Below are 7,299 nucleotides of genomic sequence, written 5' to 3'. Positions count from 1 at the left end.
GTACTGGGGGCAATCGGGATCAGCGGGGATACATCGGACATTGATGAGCAGTGTGCGATTACGGCGATTGAGGGAGTGGGGTTGTTGGCGGATGCGGGGGTGTCGGCTTGATCTTTGGGTGACTGTTAGGGCCTCTTCGCGAGCAAGCCCGCTCCCACAGGTTGACCGAGTTTCAACTTAGGAATGAGGTCGAATGTGGGAGCGGGCTTGCTCGCGAAGGCGGCAACTCGGTATCAGCTCTAAATCCAAACTGCATCCCACAACGGATAGTCACCAATCCGCTCTACCAGTCCAGCCCGCAAAGGATTGGCCACCACGTACCGGGCCATTTTTACCAAGTCATCCTCTTTGCGCAGTGCCCGGTCATGAAAGCTGGTTTGCCACAGCCGACCCTTGCGGCCAGTCGCGCCGTTCACCGTTCGAGTGCTCTTGGATTTCACCTGGCACATCAGGTCGCCCAGTGAGCCTTTTTGCAGTTCGACCAGCCAGTGAAAATGATCAGGCATCACCACCCAGGCCAAGGAGTTCGCCAGTCCTTGATAGTGGGCAAGCCTGAATTGCCAAACCACCAGGCGACCCAGATGAAAGTCACTGAATATCGGTATACGTTCTTGGGTGTTGGTGGTGATCAGGTAGGTGCGGTTCGGTTCGCTGAATCGTCCGGTGCGCAGGCGGTGTGATTGGGCTAGATCAGGCATTCCTTGGCCTCTCTTCAGTGGGGGTTTTGAGAGGTTAGATATCGGTGGCTGATCTTGATGGAATGGCTTTTGGCAGGATGTGTATGGGAGGGCGCTTTCGCGAGCAAGCCCGCTCCCACAGGGGACTTGCGGCGTTCATACAATATATGTCTTGCGTGGACTAAATGTGGGAGCGGGCTTGCTCGCGAATAGCACAGACACCTCGATCTCTCAGTCCGGCTCACACCCCTTCAACACCAACCGAATGATCGTTTGCGCCGCCGCTTCATAATCCGCCTCATCCAACTTCGCCTTCCCGGTTACCGCCGAAATCTGCCAGTCGAAATCCGCATAGGTCTGCGTCGCCGCCCAGATGCTGAACATCAGGTGGTTGGGGTCGATGGCGGCGATCAGGCCGCGGTCGACCCAGTTCTGGATGCAGTCGATGTTGTGCTTGGCCTGGGCGTTGAGTTGCTCGACTTGATCGGCGCTCAGGTGCGGCGCGCCGTGCATGATTTCGCTGGCGAAGACCTTGGAGGCAAACGGCAGGTCGCGGGAGATGCGGATCTTCGAGCGGATGTAGTTGCTCAGCACGACCGATGGCTCGCCCTCGGGGTTGAAGGGCGTGGAGGCGGCCAGGATCGGCTCGATGATGCTTTCGAGCACCTCGCGGTAGAGGTTGTCCTTGGACTTGAAGTAGTAATAGACGTTGGGCTTGGGCAGCCCGGCCTTGGCGGCGATGTCGCTGGTTTTGGTCGCGGCGAAGCCTTTGTCGGCAAACTCCTCGCTGGCCGCCCGCAGGATTTTTTCTTTGTTGCGCTCGCGAATGCTGCTCATAAACCTGGAGTTTCCTTGCCAAGACTGGCGGTTGCGCATGGTAGCACCGGCTTTGCGCAGCGCTCAAGAATCCCGCCGTAGCCCACGTATCACGGGCGTTACACTGACATTGTCTGTCTTGAGGCTGAACGCATTCAAGGTAGTACAGGCAGGCGAAGGGCAGGCTGCTAGAGTTCAGGGCAACGACGCGACCTTTGCCGGTTGCCGTTCTGTCCTGTATTCGGCGTTCGAGTGAGAAACCGTGGAGAAAAGCAGACGACGTACGTTCGCCTGGGGTGTTGGCGCGTTGTTGGTGATCGCGCTGGTGGTCGGCCTGGGCATGCACCTGATGGGCGGCGCCCATAAAGGCAAGCCACCGTCTCCCGGCGAGCCCGTCGCGGTGGTGCCGGTGGTGTTGCAGGATGTGCCGGTGTACATCGACGCGCTGGGCACCGTGACACCGACGCGCAGCGTCACTGTGGTAAGCCAGGTCGACGGGATTCTCAGCAGCGTGGAGTTCAAGGAAGGCCAGCACGTGAGCAAGGGCCAGGTCATCGCCCGCATCGACGACCGCGCGCTCAAGGCGCAGCTGGCCGTGGCCAAGGGCACGCTCGCCCATGACCAGGCGGTGTTGAGCAACGCCCAGCGCGACCTCGCCCGTTACCGCGACCTGGTCAAGGCCGGCTCCACCAGCCAGCAAACCCTCGACACCCAAGCCTCCCTGGTCCAGCAGCAACAAGGCACCGTGGCCGCCGACCAAGGCAATGTGCAAAACCTCGAAGTGCAACTGAGCTACTGCACCATCACCTCACCCGTGGATGGCGTGGTCGGTCTGCGGCTGGTCGACCCCGGCAACTATGTCACCACCGCCAGCACCACCGGCATTGTGGTGATCACCCAGATGAACCCGGCCACCGTGGTGTTTGCCGTGCCCGAGGATGACCTGGCTACAATCGACCAGGCCCTGGCCCGTGGCGCCGTGCCCGTGCTGGCTTACGACCGCAACAAGAAGTCCTTGCTGGCCACCGGCAGCCTGTTGGCCCTGGATAACCAGGTGGACACCAGCACCGGCACGATCAAGGTCAAGGCGCAGTTCGACGATTCGGGCGATGCCCTGTTCCCCAATCAGTTCGTCAACGCACGGCTCAAAGCCGACACCTTGAGTCAGATCGCCGTGGTGCCGACCCGCGCGATCCAGCACGGCAGCAAAGGCGATTTCGTGTTTGTGGTGAATGGCAACAAGGCCAGCCTGCGCACGATCAAGACCGGCCCGTCCACCGGCGACGTGTCGGCGGTGCTCGACAACGGCGTCAAGGCCGGTGAGCAGGTGGTCACCGAGGGCGCCGACAAACTGGACGATGGCTCCGTGGTGAAGGTCGTCGCCCAGTGAGGAGCTGCCGAGCATGAACATTTCGCGGCCCTTTATCGAACGCCCGGTCGCCACCACCTTGATGATGGTGGCGGTGCTGCTGCTCGGCCTGTTGGGGTATCACTTGCTGTCGGTGTCGGCGCTGCCCGAGGTGGATTACCCGACCATCCAAGTCTTCACCCAATACCCTGGCGCCAGCCCGGATGTGGTCAGTTCCTCGATCACCGCGCCGCTGGAGCGCCAGCTCGGTGAAATGCCCGGGCTCAAGTCGATGAACTCCACCAGCTCCGACGGCGCCTCGGTGGTGACCCAGCAGTTCGACCTGTCGCTGTCCCTGGACGTGGCCGAACAAGAAGTGCAGGCAGCGATCAACGCGGCGGGCACGTTCCTGCCGGCGAACCTGCCGTACCCGCCGGTGTACAGCAAGGTCAATCCGGCCGATGCGCCGGTACTGACGCTGTCGCTGACCTCCGACGTGCTGCCGCTGACCAAGGTCGAAGACCTGGCCGACACGCGCCTGGCGCAGAAGATCTCGCAGATCACCGGCGTCGGCCTGGTGACCATCAGCGGCGGCCAGCGCCCGGCCGTGCGGGTGGAGGCCAACACCTCGGCGCTGAACAGCCTCGGCCTGTCCCTGGATGATTTGCGCACCTCGCTGGGCACGGCCAACGTCAACCAGGCCAAGGGCAATATCGATGGCAAGTTCCAGGCGTATTCCATCGGCGCCAACGACCAACTGCAATCGGCCGAGGAATACCGCGACCTGGTGATCGCCTACAAGCATGGCGCGCCGATCCGCCTGTCGCAGATCGCCAGTTCCACCCAAGGGCCGGAAAACCCGCGCCAAGCGGCCTGGACTAATGACACGCCGTCCATCGTGCTGAATATCCAGCGTCAACCCGGTGCCAATGTGATCGAGGTGGTCGACCGCGTGCAGCAACTGCTGCCCAAGTTGCGCGCCAGCCTGCCGGGCACCTTGAAGGTGGCGGTGCTGACCGACCGCACCCAGACCATCCGCGCCTCGGTCACCGATGTGCAGTACGAGCTGGGGCTGGCGATCCTGCTGGTGGTGATCGTGATCTTCCTGTTCCTGCGCAATATCCCGGCGACGATCATCCCCGCCGTCACCATCCCGCTGACGCTGATCGGCACCTTGGCAGTGGCCTACGCCCTGGGTTTTTCGCTGAACAACCTGACGCTGATGGCGCTGACCATTGCCATCGGGTTTGTGGTGGATGACGCCATCGTCATGATCGAAAACATCACCCGTTACCTGGAGGCGGGCGACACGCCGTTGCAGGCCGCGCTCAAGGGCGCCGAGCAGATCGGCTTCACCATCATTTCGCTGTCCATCGCACTGATTGCGGTGATGATCCCGCTGCTGTTCATGGGCGATGTGGTGGGGCGGTTGTTCCGTGAATTCGCCATGACCGTGGCGGTGACCATCGTGATTTCGGCGGTGATTTCCCTGACGCTCACACCGATGATGTGCGCGCGCATGCTCAAGTCCAAGCACGAGGCGCGCCGGCCGGATTTCTTCGACCGGATCAACCGCCATTACGTGCGCGGCCTGGACTGGGTGCTGGCGCACCGCACCCTCACGCTGATCTCGGTGGTGCTCACGGCTGCGCTCACGTTGTTCACCTTGGTGATCATGCCCAAGGGGTTTTTCCCGGACCAGGACACCGGCCTGATCCAGGGTATTTCCCAGGCGTCGCCGACCGTTTCGTTCCAGCAGATGCAGGTTGAGCAGCAACGTTTGGCCGCGCGCATTCTCAAGGATCCGGCCGTGCAGAGCCTGTCCTCGTTCGTGGGGATCGACCAGACCAACCCCACGATCAACCAGGGCAACCTGCTGATCAACCTCAAGCCCCGTGGCGAGCGTGACAGCAGTACCGCCGTGATCCGCCGCCTCGCGGACGCCAATGCCGATGACGCCGGCATCCGCCTGTACCTGCACTCGGTGCAAGACCTGACCCTGGACGCCACGGTGTCCACCACCAGCTACCGCCTCGGCCTGCAAGCCACCGACCCGGATGAGCTGGAACAGTGGACCACCAAACTGCTCGCCGCGATCAAGAAAGACCCGATGTTCACCGATGTGCAAAGCCAGGCCATGCAGTTCGGCAACCAGATCAAGCTGACCTTCGACCGCGCCACCGCCTCGCGCCTGGGCATCACCCCGCAAGCCATCGACGATGTGCTGTACGACGCCTTTGGCCAGCGCCAGGTATCGACCCTCTACACCCAGCTCAACCAGTACCACGTGGTGATCGCCACCGACCACCCGCCGCGTAACCTGCCGGACTTGCTCACCGGTTTGTACGTGGACATTCCCGCAGGCGGGGTGGCGCCGCTGTCGAGCATGGCGACCCTGGAAGTGGTGCGTACGCCGGTCACCATCAACCGCCTGGGGCAGTTTCCCTATGCGGACGTGTCGTTCAACCTCGCGCCCGGCCAAACGTTGGGCGCGGCGGTCACGCGTTTGCAGGACATCGAAGCCCAGGTCGGCCTGCCGCTGTCGGTGCAAGCCAACCTGGAGGGCGCGGCGGCGACGTTCCAGGCGTCGTTGTCCAACCAGGTGTTCCTGGTGTTGGCGGCGATTGTGGTGGTGTACCTGATGCTCGGCATTCTGTACGAGAGCTTCGTGCACCCGGTGACCATCCTCTCGACCTTGCTCTCGGCGGCCCTCGGTGCGTTGCTGGCGCTGCTGCTGACCGGCACGCAGTTCGACATCATTGGCTTGATCGGCATCGTGTTGCTGATCGGCATTGTGATGAAGAACGGCATCATGATGGTCGACTTCGCCCTGGAGCTGTTGCGCGAAGGTGGCTTGAGCCCGGCGGCTGCGATTCGCCAGGCGGCGGAGTTGCGGTTCCGGCCGATCCTGATGACCAGCATGGCCTCGCTGTTCGGTGCGGTGCCGTTGGCGCTGGGCACGGGGATTGGTTCGGAGTTGCGTCACCCGCTGGGCATCGCAATCATCGGCGGCCTATTGCTGAGCCAGTTGCTCACGCTGTTTTCCACCCCGGTGATCTTCCTCGCCATGCACGGCCTGGGCGAGCGTTTCAGCCGTCGCGTGGCGGTCGAGCCATGATGCGATGAACCTCAGCGCGCCGTTTATCCATCGCCCCATTGCCACCACGCTGCTGGCGGCCGGGCTCGCGCTGTTTGGCGTGCTGGCGTTCAACCTGCTGCCGGTGGCGCCGCTGCCGGAAGTCGACTTCCCGACCATCAGCGTCAGCGCCTCGTTGCCCGGCGCCGACCCGACCACCGTCGCCAGCTCCGTGGCCACGCCGCTGGAGCGTCAGTTCGGCCAGATCGCCGGGGTCACGCAAATGACCTCCGCCAGCAGCCTGGGCTCGACGCGCATCACCATGCAGTTTGATTTGAACCGCGATATCGACGGCGCGGCGCGGGACGTGCAGGCGGCCATCAACGCCGCGCGCAGCAACTTGCCGAGCGACCTGTCGGGCAACCCGACGTACCGCAAGGTCAACCCGGCTGACTCGCCGATCCTGATCATCAGCTTGACCTCCGACAGCGCCACGCCGGGGCAGATGTACGACGCCGCTTCGACAGTGTTGGAACAACGCCTGTTGCAGACCACGGGCGTGGGCGATGTGACGGTGGGCGGCGGTGCGTTGCCGGCGGTGCGTATCGAGCTGAATCCGGATCGCCTTAATCAGTACGGGGTGAGCCTTGAGCAGGTGCGCCAGGTGATCGGCGCGTCCAATGCCAACCTGCCCAAGGGCAATGTGGCGGTGGGCGACCGCTCCTACGGCATCGGTGCCAACGACCAATTGCTTAACCCTGACGATTACGGGCCGCTGGTGGTCAAGGAGCACAACGGCGACCTGATCCACATCTCGGACCTTGGCTACGTGCGCGAAGACGTTCAGGACCTGCGCAACTTCGGCCTGTCCAACGGCAAGCCGGCCGTGCTGCTGGTGGTGTTCAAGCAACCGGGCGCGAACGTGATCGACACGGTGGATGCGGTGAAGGCGTCGCTGCCGTTTCTGCAAAGCTCGATCCCGGCCTCGATCAAACTCAACCTGCTGATGGACCGCACCACCACCATTCGGGCGTCGCTGCATGACGTGGAAGTGACCTTGCTGGCGTCGATCCTGCTGGTGACGCTGGTGACCTTTGGTTTCTTCCGCGACTGGCGCAGCACCCTGGTGCCGGCGATCGTGGTGCCACTGTCGTTGCTCGGCACCTTTGGCGCCATGTATTTCCTTGGCTACAGCCTGAATAACCTGTCACTGATGGCGCTGACCATTTCCACCGGCTTTGTGGTGGACGACGCCATCGTGGTGGTGGAAAACATCATGCGTCATCTGGAGCGCGGCAAGACCCGGGTGGAAGCGGCCCTGGCCGGGGCGCGGGAAGTGGGGTTCACGGTGCTGACCATCAGCGTGTCGCTGGTGGCGGTGT

Annotated in this window: 5 protein-coding genes and 1 pseudogene; 4 read left to right on the top strand and 2 right to left on the bottom strand. The window is 62.8% G+C overall.

Going from position 1 to position 7,299, the window contains the following annotated elements; all coding sequences use genetic code 11:
* Positions 1–111, top strand: a pseudogene (locus HX803_RS29960) (heme-binding protein); the annotation flags it as partial.
* A 128-nt stretch (positions 112–239) separates the two neighbouring features.
* Here the strand turns inward: HX803_RS29960 and HX803_RS29955 are convergent.
* Both HX803_RS29955 and HX803_RS29950 read right to left on the bottom strand, forming a co-directional pair.
* A complete protein-coding gene (locus tag HX803_RS29955; RefSeq protein ID WP_178925720.1) occupies positions 240–698 on the bottom strand; it encodes a transposase in 459 nt (152 codons plus the stop codon).
* A gap of 210 nt (positions 699–908) precedes the next feature.
* Positions 909–1,514, bottom strand: coding sequence for a TetR/AcrR family transcriptional regulator (locus tag HX803_RS29950; protein WP_178925719.1), 606 nt, complete (start codon positions 1,512–1,514; stop codon positions 909–911).
* A gap of 241 nt (positions 1,515–1,755) precedes the next feature.
* Here HX803_RS29950 and HX803_RS29945 point away from each other — a divergent pair, with 241 nt between their 5' ends.
* The 3 genes from HX803_RS29945 to HX803_RS29935 form a co-directional block, all read left to right on the top strand.
* Positions 1,756–2,883 carry an efflux RND transporter periplasmic adaptor subunit gene (locus HX803_RS29945; RefSeq protein WP_178925718.1) on the top strand — a complete coding sequence of 376 codons (1,128 nt, stop codon included), beginning with the start codon at positions 1,756–1,758 and terminating at the stop codon, positions 2,881–2,883.
* A gap of 13 nt (positions 2,884–2,896) precedes the next feature.
* Positions 2,897–5,959 (top strand): efflux RND transporter permease subunit, encoded by a 3,063-nt coding sequence (locus tag HX803_RS29940; RefSeq protein ID WP_178925717.1) that lies wholly within the window; start codon positions 2,897–2,899, stop codon positions 5,957–5,959.
* A 4-nt stretch (positions 5,960–5,963) separates the two neighbouring features.
* The coding region (locus HX803_RS29935) for an efflux RND transporter permease subunit (RefSeq protein ID WP_178925716.1) at positions 5,964–7,299 on the top strand (1,336 nt) is incomplete at its 3' end.

This window comes from Pseudomonas sp. P7548 (genome assembly GCF_013386585.1).
Lineage (GTDB): Bacteria > Pseudomonadota > Gammaproteobacteria > Pseudomonadales > Pseudomonadaceae > Aquipseudomonas.
This window is presented reverse-complemented; position numbering and strand designations above follow the sequence as displayed.

Excerpts from the sequence above, each read along its gene's own strand:
- HX803_RS29955 (WP_178925720.1), bottom strand. The coding sequence starts at position 698 with ATGCCTGATCTAGCCCAATCACACCGCCTGCGCACCGGACGATTCAGC.
- HX803_RS29950 (WP_178925719.1), bottom strand. The coding sequence starts at position 1,514 with ATGAGCAGCATTCGCGAGCGCAACAAAGAAAAAATCCTGCGGGCGGCC.
- HX803_RS29940 (WP_178925717.1), top strand. The coding sequence starts at position 2,897 with ATGAACATTTCGCGGCCCTTTATCGAACGCCCGGTCGCCACCACCTTG.